The following is a 20826-nucleotide window of genomic DNA, read 5'->3' on the forward strand; positions in this document are numbered from 1 at the left end:
CGGAGCGTCTCTCGGAACGATCCGGTGATCGTCGCTCCCGCCACGGAGGAGGATCCATGAGCACCGCCGACATCCCCCCGAGGCTGGTCAACCTGCGCGACGTCGCGACGGCGAGCCCGCTGCTGCGCCCCGGCGTCCTGCTGCGCAGCGACGCCCCGCACTCCGAGGACGAGCCTCCCGGCGTCGACGCGTGGCCACCGGCCGTCGTGCTCGATCTGCGCGACGCGGCGGAGAAGCGCGAGGCCCATCCGTACTCGTCCCGCAGCCGCATCGTCGACCTCCCGCTCCTCGGAGGACGGGCGAGGATGGATCCCGACGAGGTCGACGTGGAGGCGTTCCTGCGGGCGGGCCTCGGCGGCATGTACGTGTCGATGATCCAGGGACAGGCCGCCGCGCTCCTCATCCGTGCGATGGAGGAGATCGCGCGGGCGGACGGCGCGGTGCTCGTCCACTGCACGGCGGGCAAGGACCGCACGGGCGTGACGGTCGCCCTGGCGCTCGCGCTCGCGGGCGTGCCGTACGACGACATCGTGGCCGACTACGTCCGCACGGCGGAGAACATGCCGGGCGTGCGTGCGCGGGCCGCCCGCACCGTCGCCGCCCGCACGACGGGCACGCGGCTCGCCCTCGACGTGCCGGCGGAGATCCTGACCGCTCCCGCGCCCGCGATGGAGACCTTCCTCGACGCCCTCGACGCGCGTGGCGGCGCCGAGTCCTGGTTCCGCTCGACCGGCGGCGAGCCCGGGACGGTCGACGCCCTGCACGCCCGCCTGCGGGGCCGAGGCGCCGGGAGTAGCCTGACCGCGTGACCGTGATCATCGCCTTCTTCGCCAATGTGCTCGTCGCGGTCGCGAAGACGGTCGCCGCGGTCGTCACGTCCTCCGCGTCGATGGTCGCGGAGGCCGCGCACTCGTGGGCCGACGCGGGCAACGAGATCTTCCTGCTCATCGCCGACAGGCGGGGCGCGCGCCGCAAGGACGCGCGCCATCCGCTCGGTTACGGACGCAGCGCCTTCGTCTGGTCGCTCGTCGCCGCGTTCGGCATCTTCACGGCCGGGTCGATCGTGTCGATCATGCACGGGGTGCAGGAGCTCGCCTCCGATGAGCCCGTCGAGAGCCCCGTCGTCGCCTACGTCGTCCTCGGGGTCGCCTTCGTGCTCGAGGGGACGTCGTTCCTGCAGGCGTTCATCCGCTCGAGACGACTCGCCCGCGAGCGCGGCACGTCGACGTGGGACTACGTCATCGAGACGAGCGACACGACGTTGCGTGCGGTGTTCTTCGAGGACGCCGCCGCGCTCGTCGGGCTCCTGATCGCGGGAGGGGCGATCGCCGTCCACCAGATCACGGGCGTCGCGGCGTGGGACGCCGTGGGCTCGATCCTCGTCGGGCTGCTGCTCGGAGTCGTGGCCGTGGTGCTCATCTGGCGCAACATGGCGTTCCTCGTCGGGACGAGCGCGTCTCCCGTGCTGCGGGCGCGGGCCGGACGCGCGCTCCTCGAATCGGCCGACATCGAGCGCGTGACGTATCTGCACATCGAGTACGTCGGACCCAACCGCCTCTTCATCGTCGCCGAGATCGACCTCGCCGGCGACGCGCGCGAGCACGACGTCGCGCGCCGGCTCCGCGAGGTGGAGCGCCGGATCGAGGCCCACCCGGTCGTCGAGGCCGTCGTGCTGTCCCTGTCCGTCGACGACGAGCCGTCGCTGGAGTTCGCCGAGGCCGGCCCCGTCCGCTGAGCCTCGCCGTCCCGTCAGCGGACGGCGCCGCCCGGAGGTCGCCGCCGAGGGGAGGGCGTCAGCTGCGCCGATCGCGCAGGTACTCGTTCATCCCGTCGGTGAACGCGCGGTCGATCGTCACGTCCTCGCCGTCCAGGGCGCGGATCGGAGCGGCGAGCCGCTGGCTGTTGACGAGCCACATCTGGTCGGCCTGCCGGAGCTCCTCCGCCCGGACGGGCCGGTACTCGGTGCGCATCCCGAGGGCCGCGAGCCATCGATACGCCCCGAGCTGTCCCGTCCCGTGCAGCACGCCGAAGTCGGGGGACGGGGTGACGAACGCGTCGCCGAAGCGCAGGATCAGGGTCGCGGTGGGGCCTTCCAACGCGTATCCGTCGGTCGTCGTGAACACGACGTCGTCCGCTCCGCGGCGCGCGGCCTCGCGGATCGCCGCGCGGTTGACGGCGTAGGAGAGCGTCTTCGCCCCCTGCAGCAGCCACGGCGAGGTCTGCGCGACGTTCAGGGGATAGCCGCGATCGAGCGTGACGACCCGGATGCCCTGCGTGCGCTCCCGGCTCCAGTCCGGGTTCACGTCGACGAAGGCGTATCCGAACGGGTCGCTCTCGCGCGCTTCGATCCCGCGTGTGAGCACGTACTTGGCGTATGCGTCGGCGATGCCCCCGCCGAGGGCGCGGTAGCCGATGCGCACCGCCTCCCGGTACGCGTCCGCGTTGGGGGCCGGCAGCTCCAGGATGCGGGCGGAGTTGGCGAAGCGCGTCAGGTGCGCCTCCTCCTCGTGGACGTATCCGTGACGGATGCCGACGGACTCGAAGATCCCGTCGCCGCGGGTGATCCCGAGGTTCATGGCGTCGACGATCGGCTCGTCGAACGGCACGATCCGGAACGGCTCGGCGCTCGGACGGGAGCCCACGACGGGCTCGTGGATGACGACTACTGCGGGCATGCGGTTCTCCTGGGATCTCGGGTCGACGGGTTAATCCGATCGACATCGTCCGTAACGTCGCGGTCACACCGGGCTAATACTGTTCCGGTTACAGAAGCTAAGACACATCCTTATATATCACCAAATCGAACAGGAGTGACCGTGGTCAGGAAGCATCGCTATCTCGCAGGAGGGGCCATCGCGGTTCTCGCGCTCGCGGGCTGCTCGTCGGCGGACTCCGGCGAGGAGTCGGCGGCGGGTGCCGCGCCCGAGGACTGCATCGAGATCGCCGACGACGCGGTGGTCGAGCAGGGCGTGCTGAACATCGGCACCAATGCGACCCTGCCGCCCCTCAGCTATGTGGACGCCGACGGCGAGATCCGGGGGCAGCGCTGGGAGCTGGGCGAAGAGCTCGGCGCGCGCCTCTGCCTCGACGTCGCATGGACGAACGCGCAGGCGACATCGCTCCAGCCGTCCATGGAGGCGGGCCGGATCGACATCGTCGACATCGGCTACTTCGTGACGGAGGAGCGCATCGCCGAGATGCGGATGATCCCGACCGAGCGGATGGGCATCAGCGTGAGCGTCGCCGCGGGGAATCCTCGCGGCGTCGAATCCGTGGAGGATCTCTCCGGGCTCACCCTCGGGGCGGCCGTGTCGAGCTTCGAGGAGGCGACCCTCCAGACGATCTCGGACGGGCTCGTCGAGGACGGCCTCGATCCGATCGACATCCGGAGCTTCGACGAGTACGACATGGTGTTCCAGGCTCTCAGCGCGGGGCAGGTCGACAGCGTCGCGACGACCAGCCCGGTCGCCGCCTACTACGCCGACAAGGGAGGATTCGACGCCGCCATCGAAGGCCTGGAGCTGACCGACACCGCGCTCGTCGTGAGCAACGGCCCGCTCGCGGACGCCGTGATCGAGGCGCTCGACGCGATGAAGGCGGACGGCTCGTACGACGCGCTCATCGCCGACTACAGCCTCGAGCCGGTCGACGACTTCGCCGTGCAGTACACGGGCGAGTGAGCGGATCCTCGTGAACGAGCGGATGACGACATGAACTTCGACTGGGGCGCGCTGTTCGACGCCCTCGTGAACGTGCGACTGCTCGAGGGCGCATGGACGACGGTCTGGCTCTCGGTCCTCTGCATGGCCTTCGGGCTCGTGGGCGGCGTGCTCCTGGCCGCCATGCGCGGATCCTCGTTCGTGCTCTTCTCGGGGCTCGCACGCCTGTACATCTGGGTCTTCCGCGGGACGCCGGTCCTCGTGCAGCTCATCGTGATCTTCACCGGTCTGCCGCAGATCGGGATCACCCTCGGCGTGGTGGCGACCGCGATCATCGGCCTGAGCCTGAACGAGGCCGCGTACCAGGCGGAGATCATCCGTTCGGGGTACCAGGCCGTCTCGCGCGGTCAGTTCGAGGCGTCGCGAGCGCTGGGGATGACGGAGCCCGTCCTGTTCGGCCGGATCATCGCCCCGCAGGTCGCGCGTGTCACGCTCCTTCCGCTCGGCAACCAGTTCAACTCGCTCATCAAGGCGACGTCGCTCGCCTCCGTGATCTCCATGGACGAGCTGCTGCGGCGCACGCAGCAGCTGGGGCAGCTCACCTTCCACGTGCTCGAGACCTTCACCGTCGCGGCGCTGTACTACCTCCTCATGACCACGGTCTGGGGATGGGCGCAGAACGCGATGGAACAGCGGCTGAACCGGCACACGCGTCCGGTGCGTGCCGATCGGAAGAACAGGACGGTGATGGCCGATGTCGCCTGAATCGATCGTCGACACGACCGCGTCCGGCGCCGTCCGCGCGCGCGACGTGCACAAGTCGTACGGATCCCATCATGTGATCCGGGGCATCGACCTCGACATCGCCGCGGGCGAGGTCGTCACGATCCTCGGTCCGAGCGGCGGCGGCAAGAGCACGTTCCTGCGCATGCTCAACTCCCTCGAGTCGCCCGACAGCGGCGTGATCGAGGTGTCGGGGCAGCCCTTCGCGCACCCGAGCTGGCTGGCGCGCACGTTCGGCTGGGGGAGCCGTCCGCTCGCGCACCAGAGGAGCCGCATCGGCATGGTGTTCCAGCAGTTCAACCTCTTCCCGCATCTGACCGCGCTCGAGAACGTCGCCGCGGGGCCCGTGTACGCGTTGCAGGAGGAGAGGAAGGCCGCCACGGAACGTGCGGCCGAGCTGCTGACGGCGGTCGGCCTCTCCGACAAGGTGGGCGCGTACCCGGATCGGCTGAGCGGCGGACAGCAGCAGCGGGTCGCGATCGCACGCGCGCTGGCGATGGACCCGTCGGTGCTGCTGTTCGACGAACCGACGAGCGCCTTGGACCCGGAGATGGTGAGCGAGGTGCTCGACGTCATGGTCGGGCTCTCCGGCCGGGGGATCACCATGGTCGTCGTCACGCACGAGATGGGCTTCGCGCGTGCCGCGGCGCACAGGGTCGTCTTCATGGCCGACGGCCGCGTCGTCGAGCAGGGGCGCCCGGACGAGTTCTTCACGAACCCGACCGAGGAGCGGAGCCGGCGGTTCCTGGAGAAGATCCTGTGATGCCCCGGCCTGGGTCAGATCGCTCCGGTCACGCGCTTGCGGAAGTCCTTCACGTGCTCGACGAGGACCTCCCGCAGGGCCGCCCCGTCGTGCTCGGTGCACGCCGCGAGCGTCGCCCGGAGGCTGTCGAGCTGCTGCGAGCGGGGCTCCATCCCGCATCTCGTGAGGTAGAACAGCCGCAGCGACGCGTCGTGGAGGCCGGAGTAGATGCTCACGAGGTAGCGGTTGCCCGTCGCGTCCAGCAGCGTCTCGTGGAATCGACGGTCGATGTCGGGATCCGACTCGAGCTCGGGGCCGGCGCCGTCCTCCAGGATCCGGATGAGCTCGCGGAGAGCATCGAGGTGCTCGTCCGTGATGTGCCGGAGGGCCTGGTCGGCGATGACGGACTCGATCGCGATGCGCAGATCGAAGATCTGCTGCACGTCGTCGAGGTTGAGCGGCGCGACCGCCGTGCCGCGGCGAGCGGTGATCGTGACGAGGCCCTCGTTGCTGAGCCATTGGAGCGCGTCGCGGATGGGAGTGTGCCCGAGCCCGGTGACCTCCACGAGGCGCGCCTCGCTGAGCAGCTCGCCCGGCCGGAGCTCGCACCGGATGATCTGCTGCCGAATGATGTCGTGCGCTTGCTGCGCCTTCGTGCGCTTGGTCCCTGACGTCACTTATCCGGCTCCCTGGTCGAGCATGACGCGCTGTTGCGCGCGAATCAAATATATCTGCTGATGCATTAATCGGCGGTCGCGGCTCTGCGAACGCCCACGAAAGGCCCTCATGAATCGCCACGACGTCGACTGGCTCGGATACTGGCCCGCCGCACCCACGCCCTTCACGTCCGCGGGCGACCTGGACGAGACGGCCCTCGCGCAGCTCATGGAGCTCTACGTCTCCCAGGGCGTGCACGGCGTGCTCCTGAACGGGAGCACGGGGGAATGGTTCAGCCAGACGCCCGAGGAGCGGCGGCGCGTCGCCGAGATCGCCGTCGACGCCGTCGACGGCAGGATCCCGGTGGTCGTCGGCGTCACCTCCTACACGATCGCGGAGTCCTCGGAGCTCGCGCGCCACGCGGCGCGCGCGGGGGCCGCCGGGGCGCTCGCCACGCCGCCGCCGTACGTCCACCCCTCCGCGGCGGAGATCGTCGCGTTCTACGAGCAGGTGAGCTCTGCGACCGAGCTGCCGTTCATGGTCTACAACTGGCCGCGCGGGACCGCGGTCGACATGGCGCAGGTGCCCGGTCTGATGAGCGCGCTCGCGGACATCCCCCATGTCGCCGCGATCAAGGACTCGACGGGCGACTGGAACGCGATGGTCTCCACGCTCGAGGAGGTCGGCGATCGCGTGCGCGTGTTCGGCAGCCTCGCGCACCGGAAGGGGCTCGCGCTCATGCTCGGGCTCGGAGGGGACGGCGCGATCGACGGCGGCGGCGTGGGCGCGCCGTACGCGGTGCCCTTCTTCGACGCCGTGGCCGACGGCAACGCGGAGCTGGCGCGCTACTGGGTCGACAAGTATCAGGCGATCAGCGGGCGGCTCATCGCACCCGACTACGCCGGCAGGTTCGCGTCGCCGATCTCTCAGCTGAAGGCCGCCATGTGGCTGCTCGGACAACCCGGAGGCGTCGTCAGGGAGCCGCTGTCGCCGCTCGTCGAGCCCCGGGCGGTCGCTGCGATCGCGGAGATCCTGCGCGAGGCGGGTCTCATCGTCCGCGAGGCGCGACTGCGCGCCGCCCTGGCGGGAGAGATCGCGTGAGAGGCACCGCCGACGTCGTCGTCATCGGCGGGGGAGTGCTCGGCGCCGCCACCGCCTTCGAGCTGAGCGAACGCGGACACGACGTCGTGCTCCTCGAACGAGCCCTCCCCGGACGCCAGGGATCGGGGACGACCGCCGGAAACCTGCACATCCAGGCCATCCACCCCGAGCGGCCCGGGCAGGACGTGCCCGTCGACACCGCCCGCCTCCTCCCGCTGCAGCGCGAGGCGAGCCTCCTCTGGGACGAGCTCGAGGCGCGCCTCGACGCGGACCTGGAGGTGACGCGCTCCGGCGGCTTCACGGTCGCCGAGACGGATGCCCAGGAGCGGGCGCTTCGCGAGAAGCATCGGTGGGAGCGGGCGGCGGGCGTGCCGACGGAGGTGATGGACGGGGACTCCGTCCGCGCGGCGTCCCCGTCGATCGGGCCCTCCGTGCGCGCCGCCACCTACTGCGCGTGGGACGGCTATGCGAACAGCCTGCTGGCGATCCCCGCCTACCTCCGGCGCGCCTCCGGGCTGGGGGCGCGCGTCTACGCGCACGCGCCCGTGCGCGCCCTCGACAGGCGCCCGGAGGGGACATGGCTCGTGACGAGCGATGCCGGCGAGTTCGAGGCCCCCTTCGTCGTGAACGCCGCGGGCCCGTGGATCCAGGAGGTGATGGCGCTCGCCGGTGCGCGCATCGCCATGGCGCCGATCGCGATCCAGATGCACGAGACGGTCCGCGCGGGCCGTCTCCTGGAGGTGCTCGTGCAGCATGTCGGCCGAGGGCTCTCGGTCAAGCAGGTGCGCACGGGGAACGTCGTGATCGGAGGGGGCTGGCCTGCGGGAGCGCTGCGCCTCGGGGACTACACGCCCATCGACGAGCGGAGCGCCGACGGCAACATGTCCGACGCACGCCGCATCGTCCCGGCCGTGTCGGCCCTCCGGCTCTCGAGGGCGTGGGCGGGGCCCCTCGCCGCCACGCCCGACGAGATGCCCGTGGTCGGCGCCGTCCCGGGCCACGACGGGCTCTTCGTCATGGGCGGCACCTACGCGTTCACGTTCTCCCCTCTCTGGGCCCGCACGATCGCAGAGCTCATCGGCCGGGCCGCCCCCGCGATCGAGGTGGACGACCTGGGCCCGGGCCGCCTCCTCTCCCCCTCCACCGTCGGACATCGTCAGGAAGCGGTCATCTGATGCACAACACGAACGCGCGCGCCCCGCGGCCGGGCATGCCCGGCCATCCGGACTCGCTGTGGCTCGTCGGCGGTCACATCGTCGACGTCGTCGCCGGGACCGTGCTCGAGGGCCGCAACGTCGAGCTCCGCGGCGGACGCATCGTCGCGGTCACGCCCTCGCCCGCGCCCGTCGGCGCGAACGTCCTGGACATCGGCGGGCGGTTCGTCGTGCCGGGACTCGTCTCCGTCCACACGCACCTGACGATCGTGTATCCGTTCGAGGACACGGACCTCCACGAGAGCAGCGGCGCGAGCGCTCTGCGTGCGCTCGCGCGGGCGGGCGACGCCCTGCACGCGGGGGTGACGACCGTGCGGTGCCTCGACGAGCGCAACGACGCCGACATCGTGCTGCGCGCCGCGGTCGCGCAGGGATGGGCGGACGCGCCGCGCATCTTCGCCGCCGGCCGCGCGATCGGCGTGACGAACGGTCACGGCAAGGGGCTCGGCGGCATCAACGCCGACGGGCACGACGAGTTCCTCAAGGCCGCGCGGGCGTCGCTCGAGCGTGGCGCCGACCACGTGAAGGTGTTCATCACGGGTGGGATCGCGCACGCGAACGAGAGCTACAGCGGCGCTCAGATGACCCCGGAGGAGATGCGCGCCGCCGTTCGCGCGACGAGGGAGGCAGGAGGCTACGTCGTCGCGCATGCGGGCGGAGGCGGCGCGATCAGCGAGGCGATCGACAACGGCATCCGCCACTTCGAGCACGGCTACGATCTCGACGACGCCGTGATCGAGAAGATGGCGCGGGCGCGGGCGTACCTGTCGCCCACGCTGTCCGTCACCTCGAGCCCCGGATGGATGAGGGCGCACGGCTTCACCGAGTGGCAGATCGAGCTCGCGGCCCGGGTCGGCCCCGTCCACCTCGCCTCGGCCCGCCGCGCCATCGCGCGGTCGGTCGATCCGGCGGACCTCGACGGCGAGGGCATCCGGATCACGGTCGGCACCGACTACCTCCCCGGGGAGCCGCACGACGGCACATCGTGCCACGTCAGGGAGATGGAGTACCTGGAGCAGGCGGGCATGGCGCCGGAGAGCGTCCTGCGCGCGGGGACCTGGGAGGGTGCCCGGTCGATCGGCGCGCAGGCGCTGTTCGGCGCCATCGCCGAGGGGTCGGCCGCGGACATCGTCCTGACGATCGAGGACCCGACTCGCACGGTCTCCGCGCTCCGGACGATCGACACCGTGATCCAGGAAGGCCGGATCGTCCGCTCGGCGCTCGTCGGGAGCACGTGGGGAGCGCGGACATGACGGGGTCGGCCGGGCGGGTCGGCGGACAGGTCGCGGGCGCGGAGACGCGCCGCGAAGGGAGGACGAGAGGATGACGATCGAGCTGATCGTGCGCGGCGGGACCGTCGTGGAGCCGACGTGGCAGGGGCCGGCGGACCTCTTCGTCGAGGAGGGGAGGGTGGCGGCGATCGTGGCGCCGGGCGCCGCCGCGCCCGCGGGGTCGGAGAACGCGCGCGTGATCGACGCGACCGGTCGTCTCGTCATGCCCGGCGGCGTGGACCCCCACTGCCACGTCGGATACGCCTCGGGAGAGTTCACGTCGCTCGACGACTACCGCGGCTGCACGCTCGCGGCGCTGCACGGCGGGACGACGACGATCGTCGACTTCGCCATCCCGTCGCCCGGGCAGCGACCGCTGGACGTCGCCCGCGCGCAGCGGGCGAAGGCGTCGGAGGGCCTCTGCGACAGCGCGCTGCACGCGTCCGTCGTCGCCTGGGACGACTCGACGGAGGAGCAGCTGCGCACGCTCGCGAGCGAAGGCATCGTCACCGTGAAGATGTTCACGACGTACCGCGGCGAGACGATGGCCGACGACGACACGATCCTCAGGACGATGCAGACCCTCGCCGACATCGGCGGGATGGTCGTCATCCATTGCGAGGCGAACCACATCATCGAGGAGGACCAGCGCAGGGCGCAGGTGCGAGGCGAGATCGACGCCGGGCACATGAGCGGGACGCGGAGCGCGCTCGCCGAGACCGCGGCCGTCGCGGAGGTCCTGGCGATCGCGGAGAGGCTCGGATCGCCGATCTACTTCGTGCACCAGTCCACGCCGGCCGCCATCGAGCTCGTCTCGGCCGCGAGACGACGCGGGATCCCGGCGTACTCGGAGGGCGTCGCGCATCACCTCGTGCTGGACGACGGGAAGTACGCCGGCCCGGAGCCGGAGCGATACGTCTGCTGCCCGCCGCTGCGGGACCGCGAGACGGTCGACGCGCTCGGCGGCTATCTCTTCAACGGGGAGATCACGACCCTGGCGAGCGATCACTGCTGCTACGACCTCGCGCAGAAGCGCGAGCATCCCCACGACGTGAGGTCGATGCCCAACGGCCTTCCCGGCGTCGAGACGCGTCTCCCCGTCGTCTTCAGCGAGTACGTCGTCGGGAAGGGGCTGTCCCCGCAGAGGTTCGTCGAGCTCTCCGCCGCCAACCCGGCGAGGGTCAACGGGCTCTACCCTCGCAAGGGAGCGCTGCAGCCGGGATCCGACGCGGACATCGCCATCTGGGACGCGAAGGCGGTGTGGACGATCGGATCCGGCGGGCTGCACATGGCCACGGACTACAGCCCCTACGAGGGGATGGAGATCACGGGCAGGCCCACCACGGTGATCGTGCGCGGGCGGGTCGTGATCGAGGGCGGCGAGCTGGTCGATGGCACTCCTCGTGGCCGTCACCTTCCGGCGGGTGCCGTCGACCTCACGGTGTTCTGACCTCCGACTTGGGGCATCCGCGCCGCGTCGGGTACTATATGAAGGTTGCGCGGCTGCAGCCCTGCCTGCGTCGGTCCGCGCGACGTGCAACACACCCTCCTGATACCGGGAAATGCCCGGCATCCGTTCAAGTCCGAAGGAGGTGGGTCAGTGACGCACCAGTACGAACTCATGGTCATCATCCAGCCTGAGGTCGACGAGCGCCAGGTCCCCACACATCTCGACAAGTTCCTCTCGGTCATCACCGACAACGGTGGTTCGATCGAGAACGTCGACATCTGGGGCAAGCGCCGTTTCGCATATGAGATCCAGAAGAAGACCGAGGGCATCTACGCCGTCGTCAACTTCACCGCGACCAGCGAGGCGACGGTCGAGCTCGACCGTCAGCTCAAGCTCAGCGAGCTGATCATCCGCACCAAGGTGCTGCGCGCCGAGGAGGCCATCGCCCTGGTGGCGGCCGAGGCGAAGCGCGCCGAGGAGAAGGCTGCTCGCAAGACGGCGGCGAAGGCCTAGAGCATCATGGCCGGCGAAACCGTCATCACCGTCGTGGGAAACCTCACGGCTGACCCCGAGCTGCGCTACACGCAGAACGGCCTGCCCGTGGCGAACTTCACGATCGCCTCGACGCCGCGCAACTTCGATCGCGCGTCCGGCGAGTGGAAGGACGGCGAAGCCCTCTTCCTCCGTGCCAGCGTCTGGCGCGAGTTCGCCGAGCACGTCGCCGGCTCGCTGACGAAGGGCATGCGCGTCGTCGCACAGGGCCGCCTGCGTCAGCGCTCCTACGAGACGAAGGAGGGCGAACGCCGCACCTCCATCGAGCTCGAGATCGACGAGATCGGACCCTCGCTGCGCTACGCCACCGCCCAGGTCACCCGTGCCGCCGGAGGCGGCGGGGGCAACTACGGCGGCGGCAACAACGCCGGTGGCGGCAACGCCGCTGTCGGCGGCAATGCGGGCTACGGCCAGCAGCGCCCCGCGCAGCAGACCTCGGACGAGCCCTGGGCGACGCCCGGGCAGTCCGGCGCCGACGCATGGAGCACCCCGGGGTCGTTCTCGGACGACACCCCGTTCTGATCCCCCCACTCGTTTTCCTAAGGACCTGAAATGGCTGGAAAGTCCAGCGGCGACCGCCGCAAGCCGCGGAAGGGCGCGAAGAACGCCGCTCCCGCGAAGTCGATCCGGGTCGGCGTCATCGATTACAAGGATGTCGCGACCCTTCGCAAGTTCATCTCGGAGCGCGGCAAGATCCGCGCCCGTCGTATCACCGGCGTCTCGGTGCAGGAGCAGCGTCTGATCGCTCGCGCGATCAAGAACGCGCGCGAGATGGCGCTCCTGCCCTACGCAGGCGCCGGCCGCTAAGGAGCACCCATGTCGAAGCTGATTCTCACGAACGAGGTCGACGGCCTGGGCAGCGCCGGAGACGTGATCGAGGTCAAGGACGGGTACGCCCGCAACTACCTCATCCCCCAGGGCTTCGCCGTCTCGTGGAGCCGCGGTGGCGAGAAGCAGGTCGCGGTCATCCGCGCGGCCCGCGAGGCTCGCGCGATCGCGACCCACGACGAGGCCGTCACCCTGAAGGACGCCATCGAGAACGCGCGCGTGCGCCTGGCCGTCAAGGCCGGCGCCGAGGGCCGCCTCTTCGGCTCGGTCAAGCCGGCCGACATCGCCCAGGCGGTGTCTGATGCCGGCATCGGCGAGCTGGACAAGCGCAAGATCTCGGTGCCCTCGCCGATCAAGGTCGTGGGCGACCACGAGGCGCTCGTGCGCCTGCACGACGAGGTGACCGCGGTCATCTCCCTGCAGGTCGTCGCGCTCAAGAAGTAGCTCTCAGAGCGACGCGGAAGCGGCGCGGGCCCCTCGGGGTCCGCGCCGCTTCCGCGTGCCCGGGGAGTCTTCCCCATCCCACGAAATCCCCCGACACATGGGACGCGGGGTCTTGCCGTTGTACACAGTTGGGTGTAGCCGACGTCAACCTTCAAGCCCTCCTTTAATCACACTCCCGTCCACAGGGTGTGGGAATCGAAATGCCCTGGTCAAGGAGCAATAATGGAGGTGCGCGCCCCGGGTGCGTGTCCTTTCTCCACAGTGTGATTCCACATCATCCACGGCGTTTTGCGCAGGTCCTCCACAGAGTTATCCACAGGCCTCGTTGAAGGTGCGGAGCAGCGGGCCTAGCGTGAACGCGGCGGATGTCGGTGGTCGATGCTGTCGTGGAGCATGAGCACCCCCGCAGGGGCGGAGAACAGGAGCGCGCGTGTCGATCGCTGAAATCGGGCAGGACCGTCTCGGGGGTCCTCGGGAGCACGAGCGCACGCCCCCCCACGACCTCATCGCCGAGCAGAGCACGCTCGGCGGGATGCTGCTCTCGAAGGACGCCGTCGCCGACGTGATCGAGACGTTGCGGGGCCCGGACTTCTACGTCCCCAAGCACGAGGTCATCTTCGAGGCCGTCCTGTCCCTCTACTCGCACGGCGAGCCGACCGACGTCGTGGCCGTCACCGACGAGCTCATCAAGACCGGCGACCTCCAGCGCGCCGGCGGCGCGGACTATCTGCACTCGCTGACGTCGATCGTGCCGACCGCCGCCAACGCGGGCTACTACGCCGGCATCGTGGCCGAGCGCGCGCTGCTGCGCCGCCTCGTCGACGCGGGGACGAAGATCGCGCAGATGGGGTACCAGGGCCAGGGCGAGGCCGTGGAGCTCGTCAACGCCGCGCAGGCCGAGATCTACAACGTCACGGGCACCGAGCAGACCGAGGACTACGTCCCGCTCACGGTGGCGGTCGACGCCGCCGTGGAGGAGATCGAGGCGGCGCGCGGGCGCGACGGCCAGATGACGGGCATCCCCACCGGCTTCGGCGAGCTCGACCAGCTGACGAACGGTCTGCACGGCGGCCAGATGATCATCATCGCCGCGCGCCCCGCGATGGGGAAGTCGACGCTCGCGCTCGACTTCGCGCGTGCCGCCGCGATCAAGAACGACATGCCGACGATCTTCTTCTCGCTCGAGATGGGCCGCAGTGAGATCGCCATGCGCCTGCTCAGCGCGGAGGGCGCCATCCCGCTGCAGTCGATGCGGAAGGGCAACCTCGACTCCCGCGACTGGACGACGGTCGCCTCGACCCGGGGCCGTATCAACGACGCGCCGCTGTACATCGACGACAGCCCGAACATGACGCTCGTCGAGATCCGCGCGAAGTGCCGGCGTCTGAAGCAGCGCGCCGGCCTCAAGATGGTCATCATCGACTACCTGCAGCTCATGACGAGCGGCAAGAAGGTCGAGTCGCGCCAGCAGGAGGTGTCGGAGTTCTCGCGCGCCCTGAAGCTCCTCGCCAAGGAGATCCAGGTGCCGGTCATCGCGCTGTCGCAGCTGAACCGAGGCCCCGAGCAGCGCCAGGACAAGCGCCCCCAGGTGAGCGACCTGCGCGAGTCGGGCTCGATCGAGCAGGACGCCGACATGGTCATGCTGCTGCACCGCCCGTCGGTGTACGACAAGAACGACAACCCCGGCGGCGCCGAGCTCATCGTGGCCAAGCACCGCAACGGGCCCACGGCGAACATCGAGGTCGCCTTCCAGGGCCACTACTCCCGCTTCGCCGACATGGCGCCCGTGAGCGAGTTCGGCGGGGAGTAGGCGCCGCCGCCGCCGTTCGTATCGCCGCCGCACGACCACACGCGTCGCCTCCTCTGGAGCAGCAGATCCTCGTCGAAGAGGCACAGGATCTCGCCGCAGAAGACCTGGTCGCTCTGTGCTCGGCCGTGCCGGACCGCCGAGCCCGCCCCGGATCATGGCGGAGGCGACGTGAGAAAAGGCTCCAGGCCCTTGTTCGGCCCGTCGGCAGGAGGGCCACCTCGACCCCGTTGCGGAGCCTTGTCCGAGACGGGTAGCCACGGTCGGCTCTGTCCGTGCTCACGGCGTAGAGGCTATGGTGCGACTGGTGATGATGGCGACGGGGACGTGTCCGGCGCCGAGGACGAGGGCGGCGGCCGCGATCCACGGATTGCTGAGCCATGCCGCGGTGGCGAGGAACACCCCGACCGGCAGGATCGCCATCGGAACCGGAACCCGCCACAGAGGCTCGTAGAGCAGCGTGTGTAGACGTCCATCGATGAGGTATCGGGTCCACAGCGCGTAGTACGCGACCAGCGCGATGGCAGCGGGAAGCGTCCACCACCACACAATGTTCCCCGGTCGCGTGATCGCGGGAAGGACGAGGCACAGTGCTTGGCCCGCGCGTTCCAGCCATTCCAGGGGGCGTGGCGCGTGCGCGGCGGGCGTCTGGTCGCGGGGTGGGAACCAGATCAGGAGGAGGTTGGGGGCGAGCGCGGCGATGCTCACGACCAGTCCGAGCGGTGAAAATCCCACGATCGAAAGGCTATCGAGCGATGCGGCGCTCTCAGCGGCGTGGCTTGGGTGCCGTCGCTTGAGCCGTTGCCGATAATCTCAAACCGGGGAATCCAAGCCTGTGCCGAGACCGCTCCGGATCGCGCTTGTCGTGGTCGCGTGGTTCAACCTCCTCTCGCCGTTTCTCCAGCGCGCCGGTCGCCAGCCGGGGTTCGATCGCCGCTGAGTCTCGGGTTCTCCGCGGCTGACGGTGTCGGAAGCCGTACTGTCCGTCCGACGCCTTGCGGTTCGCAGGACTTTAGAGCGTCAGCGATCGCCAAGAAGCTCTTCTGCGGGCCCGGCACGGGCGCTGGGCTGTCGAGGATCCAAGGTCAAAGTCGCGATCGCGAGCGGGCCCATCGTGCGACAACCGCGCGGTGACACCTCGCCGTCCGACGACCGTCGCCACGTCAGAGATCACCCGGTCTGCGACCTCGCCCCTCACAGCCCGAGCTGATCGAGTCTCTCCTCGAACCGCACCTGCACGTCCTCGGGCTCGTCGTCCTCGATCTCGGTCCAGATGGCGTCGAGCTCCTTCTGCACCGACTCCGGGAGCGCGGCGAACTTCTCGTCCCACGCGGCGATCGGCGTCCAGTAGCCGATGACCTTGAACCGGGTGGCGGGCAGGTCGAGCTCCTTGCGCAGGTACTTGCGAACGTCACGCAGCGCCACGGTCTCTCCGGCCACCCACACGTACCCCTCGTCGAGCGGGAGCCGGTCGTCGACGATGCCGCGCACGAGCTGGCCGAGCGCGCTCGGACCGTGTCCGTTGCCGCCGATCATCCAGGTCACCTCGACATCAGCGCCGATGGCGAGGGGGATCCGGTCCTCCTCGCTCGGCACCTCGAGCACGACGCGGGTGCGGACACCCTCCGGAGCGTCTGCGGCGATCCGCGCCGCCGCGGGCAGCCCGGTGAGGTCCGCCACGAGCACCTGCCAGGTGATCCCGGACGGAGGCGAGTACAGACCGGTCGGCGCGTTCAGTCCGAGCACGTGGCCGGGCTCGGCACGAGCAGCCCACGGGCCGGCGACGCCCGCCTCATGGATCACGAAGTCGATGTCGAGCTCGCCGGCATCCGGGCGCACGCTGCTGATCGTGTACGTGCGCATCGGGGCTTCCGGCGCGCCCTCGGGGGTCTCCCACCAGTCGCCCGCGGGTACGGGCAGCGAGACGTCGGTGGGGTCGTCGCCGTGCGGGAAGAACACCCGCACATACTCGTCGCCGATGCCGGTGCTGAGGAAGCCCGCGACGCCGTCACCGCCGAGTGTGATGCGCACGAGCGTCGGGGTGAGCGTGGTCGTGCTGCGGACGATGCCGCGGTGGATGCTCACGAACTCTCCGTCTCTTCGGGGGTGGGGGAGGGAGGGGGCGTGCTCCGTGTCTGGGCGAGCCAGAAGTCTCGGTAGGCGCCGTCGGTCGCGAGCAGTTCCTCGTGCGTGCCCTGCTGCAGGGCCCGGCCGTCGGCGAAGACGACGATCTGCTCGGCGGTGACGGCCTGCTGCAGCCGGTGCGCGATGAGCAGAGCGGTCCGGCCCCTGCGCAGTGCGGCGATCGCCTCCTCCACGGCGTCGCGATGATGCAGGCCGACGTCTGCGGTCGCCTCGTCGAGGATCACCACATCGGGGTCGGCGAGGAAGGCCCGCGCGACGGCGAGCTGCTGGATGCGTCCCTCGTCCAGCGGCACGACCGGGTCGGCGGACGGATGATGCTCGCCGTCGTCCTCGGTGAGCATCGCGTCGACCGCCCACCGGGCTCCGACGGCGTGCAGGGCCGCGACCACATCGTCGAGGCTCGCATCAGGAGCGGCCAGCCGCAGGTTGTCGGCGATCGTGCCGCGGAAGTGGTGGAGCTCCTGCGAGAGGTAGTACGGCGCGCTCGCGTCCGAAGTGAGATGCACGCTGCCCGACATCGGCGGATGATGGCCGGCGATGACCCGGGCGAGCGTGCTCTTGCCCGAGCCGGAGGCGCCGACCAGCGCGGCGGTGGTGCCCGGCTCGACCTGGAGCGTCACCTCGCTGATCCCGCGACCGGTCGTCGGGTAGCGGAACGTCACGTCGCGCACATCGATCCCCGCCGGCTCGATCCGCGCCGTGCGTCGCGGCGCAGCATCCGCACCCGAGTCCCGCGCGCGTGCCGGGGCAGCCGCGGGGGCGAGGTCGATGACGCCCACGAGTCGCGCGAGCCCGATCGCGGCCCGCTGGATGTCGTCGAGACCGAAGATCAGCTGCCCGACCGGGCCGAACAGGCGATGGAAGAGGAGCGCCGCGGTGGTCACCGCGCCCACAGTGATCACGCCGCCGGACTGCAGCAGGAATCCGGTCCCGAGGATCGCGGCCAGGCCGACGAGCTCGCCGCCGTTGATCCACCGGAACAGCCGGTTCGTCGCCCGCACGCCCTCGATCTGCATCCGGATCGAGGCCTCGGCGCGCTTCCGCACGCGTTCGAGCGCCTGGTCCTGCTCGTTGAACGCGGTCAGCGTCTCGATGCCCTCGACCGCGTCGAGCACGGCCTGGCTGCGCGCGGCCTCGCGCACGCGCACCTCGCGGAACACCACGCGCGACTTCCGCAGGAATGCGCGGGTGCCGAGCACGTAGAAGGGCGCCGAGGCGATCCCGGCGAGGGCGAGCCAGGGGTCGAGAGCCGTCAACGCGACCACCGCGACCCCGATCCCGAAGCCCGCCGACAGCAGGGTCGGCGCGACGTTCCCGCCGGCCTCCGCCACCGCGTCGACGTCGCCGGTGACCCGGGAGAGCAGGTCGGCGCTCTCGCCGTCGTCGACCTCGCTCACCGGGAGCCGCATCGCCGAGGCGAACACGTCTTCGCGCAGGTGGGCGAGCATGTCCTGCACCAGCCCGGTGAGCACCCGCACCGCCCACAGCATCACCACGGTGGCGCCGATCGCCCCCAGGCCCGCCCCGGCGACCCAGCCGGCGATGGTCGCGAACCCCGCGTCGGACGCGACGGCATCGACGATGCGGCCCAGGCACGCGGGCATGACGATCCCGAGAGCGGATGTCGTGAGGAAGAGCACCGCGACGGCGATGGCTCGGCCCGGATGCTGTCGCAGCAGCGCGCCGACGACGGCGCGCACGCGCGCGCCCGAGGCGATCGGCAGCAGCGGCGCTGTCGAGGTCAGGTCAGTCATGTCGAGCATCCGATCCTTCGGAGGGGAGCTCGATGACCCGGTCACAGGCGCCGAGCAGCACCGGCGAGGTGGTGATCACGATGACGGTCTCGTCATGATCCGAGAGCGCCCGGGCGATGTGCGCCTCCGTGATGGCGTCGACCGCCGAGGTCGGCTCGTCGAGTACCAGGACATCGGCATCCGTGTGCAGTGCGCGTACGATCCCGATGCGCTGCCGCTGCCCGCCGGAGAGGCGTCGTCCGGCTTCGCCGACCTGCGACTCCCAGCCGCCGACCTGCGCCACGGTGTCGTGCAGGGCCGCCATGTCGACGAGGGCGGCGAGCGGAGGCTCATCCACCCCGTGGCCGCGGACGGCTTCGCGCAGAGTCCCGCTCACGATCGTCTGCCCATGCGGCGGGGCGACGACGCGGCGGCGGTACTCCACCGGATCCAGGTCCGTCAGATCCCGGAGCTCCCCGTCGACCGCGAGTGAGACCCGGCCGCGATCGGGGCGCGTGCGCAGGCCGAGAAGGCGGGAGAGGGCGCGAGCCGTGTCGCTGTCGGCGGGGCGGATGCCGAGCAGCTCCCGCCCGCGCACCTCCACGAGCGGAGAAGCCGAGCCCGCACGGAACGTCAGCACGACGTCGTCCGCCGGTTCCGCGGGGTTGGCGTGCGGCGCGACCGGCGGGTCGAGGAGATCCTCGGCATCGATCACCTCGGTGAGCCTCTTGGCCGAGGCGAGCTTGTGGACCCAGTTCGAGGGGAACGATCCCGCGTAGGCGAGGTACCCGCTGATGAACTGGGCGAGCCCGAGCACCGTCACCAGTTCGCCGATGCTGATGCGGCCCTCCGCGGCGAACCACGCCGACATGCCTGCGAGCGCGGTTGTGGCGACCGCGGCCAGCGTGCCGCCCACCGCCTCGTAGGAGGCGAGCGACCGGCCGGCGACGGTCGCGGCCCGGCGGGACGTGTCGCTCGCCGCGACGTAGCGCCGCACGGCCTCCTCGCGCGCGCCGATCCCCACGAGCACCCGGAATCCGCTCATGAAGTCGGCCGCGACCGCCCCGGCCTCGGTCGCCGCCTGCTGCTCGGCGAAGCCGCGACGTTCGAGCGGACGCGAGACGACCTGCATCACGAGCATCATCGCGATGGTCGAGCCGAACACGACGATCGTCGCGACGGGCGAGATCACCAGCATCGTCAGCCCTGCCCCGATGATCGCGGCGATCGTGGAGCACTGCTGCGCCACCGACCAGGCGACCCCGGCTACCCGGTACGTGTCGGAGGTGACGAATGTCAGCGCCTCACCCGGGGTCATCGTGCGGCGGGAGAGCCGGGGGCGAAGCATCCGGGAGAGGGTGAGGTGGCGCAGGGCCTGCTCGCCGTGGCCGTAGATCGACACCATCAGTCGGGAGGCCGACTGGTAGCTCGTGGTCAGAACGAGGAACGTGCCTACCAGCACGCCGCCCCAGGTCGCGAGCGCGACCGGGTCGGCGGGGAGCACAGCGCGGTCGATCGTCGCACCGATGATGACGGGGATCGTCGCCTCGGCGAGCGCGTGCACGATGAGGAGCGCGGTCGCTCCGACGAGGGCCATACCGCGTCCCTCCGACGTCAGCGCGATCCCGAAGAGCCGCCGCGGAGTGTTCGTCACGGCGTCCGCCGACCGAGCGGGAGCACGAGCGGTGTTCCCGAGACGGGATCGGTGATCACCTTGCAGGGCAGGTCGTACACGGCGTCGACGAGCTCGGCGGTGATGATCTCCCGCGGGTCGCCCTGCGCCACGATGGTCCCGTCGCGCATGGCCACCAGGTGGGTGGCGTAGCGGGCGGCGTGGTTCAGGTCGTGCAGCACCGCCACGAGCGTCGTGCCGCTGCGGTGCAGGTCGGCGAACAGCTCCATCAGGTCGATCTGGTGCGCGATGTCGAGGAACGTGGTCGGTTCGTCGAGCAGCAGGTGCTTCGTCTGCTGGGCGAGGGCCATCGCCACCCACGCGCGCTGCCGCTGTCCGCCGGAGAGCTCGTCGACCAGGCGGCGCGACAGATCGGTGACGCCGGTGGCTGCCATGGCCTCGGACACCGCGCGCTCATCGGCGCTGCTCCAGGTGCGCATCGTGCTCTGGTGCGGGAATCGTCCGCGGCCGACGAGATCGGCCACTGTGATGCCGTCGGGGGCGATGGACGACTGGGGGAGCAGCCCCAACTTGCGCGCGGCCTCCTTCGGCTTGAGCGAGCGCAGCTCGTCGCCGTCGAGGAGCACGGCACCGGTGGTCGGGCGCAGCAGACGGGCGAACCCGCGCAGCAGGGTCGACTTGCCGCACGCGTTCGGGCCGATGATGATCGTGAACGAGTCGTCGGGCACCTCGAGCGACAGGTCGGAGATGATGGGGGTCTCTCCGTAGCCCACCGTGATGTCGCGGGCCAGCAGCGAGGCGGTCATG

The 20826-nt window shown here is 70.5% G+C and carries 21 protein-coding genes; 14 read left to right on the top strand and 7 right to left on the bottom strand.

Annotation, left to right across the window (positions count from 1 at the left end; all coding sequences use genetic code 11):
* Positions 1 to 56 precede the first annotated feature (56 nt).
* Both N8K70_RS00840 and N8K70_RS00845 read left to right on the top strand, forming a co-directional pair.
* Positions 57 to 809, top strand: coding sequence for a tyrosine-protein phosphatase (locus N8K70_RS00840; RefSeq protein ID WP_317139719.1), 753 nt, complete (start codon positions 57 to 59; stop codon positions 807 to 809).
* Complete coding sequence (locus tag N8K70_RS00845; protein ID WP_317139720.1) at positions 806 to 1735, top strand: cation diffusion facilitator family transporter; 930 nt, start codon at positions 806 to 808, stop codon at positions 1733 to 1735. The genes N8K70_RS00840 and N8K70_RS00845 overlap by 4 nt, the downstream gene beginning before the upstream one ends.
* Positions 1736 to 1793: 58 nt before the next feature.
* Here the strand turns inward: N8K70_RS00845 and N8K70_RS00850 are convergent, their stop codons facing one another.
* The gene (locus N8K70_RS00850; RefSeq protein ID WP_317139721.1) at positions 1794 to 2675 is read right to left on the bottom strand and encodes an aminotransferase class IV; all 882 of its coding nucleotides are present in this window, start codon (positions 2673 to 2675) and stop codon (positions 1794 to 1796) included.
* Between the two features lie 141 nt (positions 2676 to 2816).
* On the opposite strand from N8K70_RS00850, the gene N8K70_RS00855 reads away from it, so the two are divergent.
* The 3 genes from N8K70_RS00855 to N8K70_RS00865 are packed head-to-tail and all read left to right on the top strand — an operon-like array spanning position 2817 to position 5205.
* Positions 2817 to 3680 (top strand): transporter substrate-binding domain-containing protein, encoded by an 864-nt coding sequence (locus tag N8K70_RS00855; RefSeq protein ID WP_317139722.1) that lies wholly within the window; start codon positions 2817 to 2819, stop codon positions 3678 to 3680.
* A gap of 30 nt (positions 3681 to 3710) precedes the next feature.
* Positions 3711 to 4424: an amino acid ABC transporter permease gene (locus tag N8K70_RS00860; protein ID WP_317139723.1), complete on the top strand. Its 714-nt coding sequence runs from the start codon at positions 3711 to 3713 to the stop codon at positions 4422 to 4424.
* Positions 4414 to 5205 carry an amino acid ABC transporter ATP-binding protein gene (locus N8K70_RS00865; protein WP_317139724.1) on the top strand — a complete coding sequence of 264 codons (792 nt, stop codon included), beginning with the start codon at positions 4414 to 4416 and terminating at the stop codon, positions 5203 to 5205. The genes N8K70_RS00860 and N8K70_RS00865 overlap by 11 nt, the downstream gene beginning before the upstream one ends.
* Before the next feature lie 14 nt (positions 5206 to 5219).
* Here the strand turns inward: N8K70_RS00865 and N8K70_RS00870 are convergent, their stop codons facing one another.
* On the bottom strand, positions 5220 to 5861 hold the full coding sequence (locus N8K70_RS00870; RefSeq protein WP_317139725.1) for a GntR family transcriptional regulator: 642 nt from the start codon (positions 5859 to 5861) through the stop codon (positions 5220 to 5222).
* Positions 5862 to 5970: 109 nt separating this feature from the next.
* Between N8K70_RS00870 and N8K70_RS00875 the strand changes: the two genes are divergently transcribed.
* From N8K70_RS00875 to dnaB, 9 genes are all read left to right on the top strand, one after another.
* A complete protein-coding gene (locus N8K70_RS00875; RefSeq protein WP_317139726.1) occupies positions 5971 to 6942 on the top strand; it encodes a dihydrodipicolinate synthase family protein in 972 nt (323 codons plus the stop codon).
* Complete coding sequence (locus tag N8K70_RS00880; protein WP_317139727.1) at positions 6939 to 8117, top strand: NAD(P)/FAD-dependent oxidoreductase; 1179 nt, start codon at positions 6939 to 6941, stop codon at positions 8115 to 8117. The genes N8K70_RS00875 and N8K70_RS00880 overlap by 4 nt, the downstream gene beginning before the upstream one ends.
* Complete coding sequence (locus N8K70_RS00885) at positions 8117 to 9409, top strand: amidohydrolase family protein (protein ID WP_317139728.1); 1293 nt, start codon at positions 8117 to 8119, stop codon at positions 9407 to 9409. Before N8K70_RS00880 ends, N8K70_RS00885 begins: the two co-directional genes overlap by 1 nt.
* Positions 9410 to 9479: 70 nt before the next feature.
* Positions 9480 to 10877 (top strand): dihydropyrimidinase, encoded by a 1398-nt coding sequence (gene hydA, locus N8K70_RS00890; RefSeq protein WP_317139729.1) that lies wholly within the window; start codon positions 9480 to 9482, stop codon positions 10875 to 10877.
* Positions 10878 to 11027: 150 nt separating this feature from the next.
* On the top strand, positions 11028 to 11390 hold the full coding sequence (gene rpsF / locus N8K70_RS00895; RefSeq protein WP_317139730.1) for a 30S ribosomal protein S6: 363 nt from the start codon (positions 11028 to 11030) through the stop codon (positions 11388 to 11390).
* 6 nt (positions 11391 to 11396) lie between these two features.
* Positions 11397 to 11951 carry a single-stranded DNA-binding protein gene (locus N8K70_RS00900; RefSeq protein WP_317139731.1) on the top strand — a complete coding sequence of 185 codons (555 nt, stop codon included), beginning with the start codon at positions 11397 to 11399 and terminating at the stop codon, positions 11949 to 11951.
* A 30-nt stretch (positions 11952 to 11981) separates the two neighbouring features.
* On the top strand, positions 11982 to 12236 hold the full coding sequence (rpsR, locus tag N8K70_RS00905; RefSeq protein ID WP_029146075.1) for a 30S ribosomal protein S18: 255 nt from the start codon (positions 11982 to 11984) through the stop codon (positions 12234 to 12236).
* A 9-nt stretch (positions 12237 to 12245) separates the two neighbouring features.
* On the top strand, positions 12246 to 12701 hold the full coding sequence (gene rplI, locus N8K70_RS00910; RefSeq protein WP_317139732.1) for a 50S ribosomal protein L9: 456 nt from the start codon (positions 12246 to 12248) through the stop codon (positions 12699 to 12701).
* Between the two features lie 430 nt (positions 12702 to 13131).
* Entirely contained in the window at positions 13132 to 14511 is a 1380-nt protein-coding gene (dnaB, locus tag N8K70_RS00915) for a replicative DNA helicase (protein WP_317139733.1), read from the top strand.
* 276 nt (positions 14512 to 14787) lie between these two features.
* Here dnaB and N8K70_RS00920 read toward each other — a convergent pair whose 3' ends face one another.
* The 5 genes from N8K70_RS00920 to N8K70_RS00940 form a co-directional block, all read right to left on the bottom strand.
* Positions 14788 to 15243: a hypothetical protein gene (locus N8K70_RS00920; RefSeq protein ID WP_317139734.1), complete on the bottom strand. Its 456-nt coding sequence runs from the start codon at positions 15241 to 15243 to the stop codon at positions 14788 to 14790.
* A gap of 459 nt (positions 15244 to 15702) precedes the next feature.
* On the bottom strand, positions 15703 to 16593 hold the full coding sequence (locus tag N8K70_RS00925; RefSeq protein ID WP_317139735.1) for a siderophore-interacting protein: 891 nt from the start codon (positions 16591 to 16593) through the stop codon (positions 15703 to 15705).
* Positions 16590 to 18407, bottom strand: coding sequence for an ABC transporter ATP-binding protein (locus N8K70_RS00930; protein ID WP_317139736.1), 1818 nt, complete (start codon positions 18405 to 18407; stop codon positions 16590 to 16592). The genes N8K70_RS00925 and N8K70_RS00930 overlap by 4 nt, the downstream gene beginning before the upstream one ends.
* Positions 18400 to 20040, bottom strand: coding sequence for an ABC transporter ATP-binding protein (locus N8K70_RS00935; protein WP_317139737.1), 1641 nt, complete (start codon positions 20038 to 20040; stop codon positions 18400 to 18402). Before N8K70_RS00935 ends, N8K70_RS00930 begins: the two co-directional genes overlap by 8 nt.
* On the bottom strand, positions 20037 to 20825 hold the full coding sequence (locus N8K70_RS00940; RefSeq protein ID WP_317139738.1) for an ABC transporter ATP-binding protein: 789 nt from the start codon (positions 20823 to 20825) through the stop codon (positions 20037 to 20039). Before N8K70_RS00940 ends, N8K70_RS00935 begins: the two co-directional genes overlap by 4 nt.
* Position 20826: the final 1 nt, after the last annotated feature.

Source organism: Microbacterium sp. AB, assembly GCF_032878875.1.
GTDB classification, from domain to species: domain Bacteria; phylum Actinomycetota; class Actinomycetes; order Actinomycetales; family Microbacteriaceae; genus Microbacterium; species Microbacterium betulae.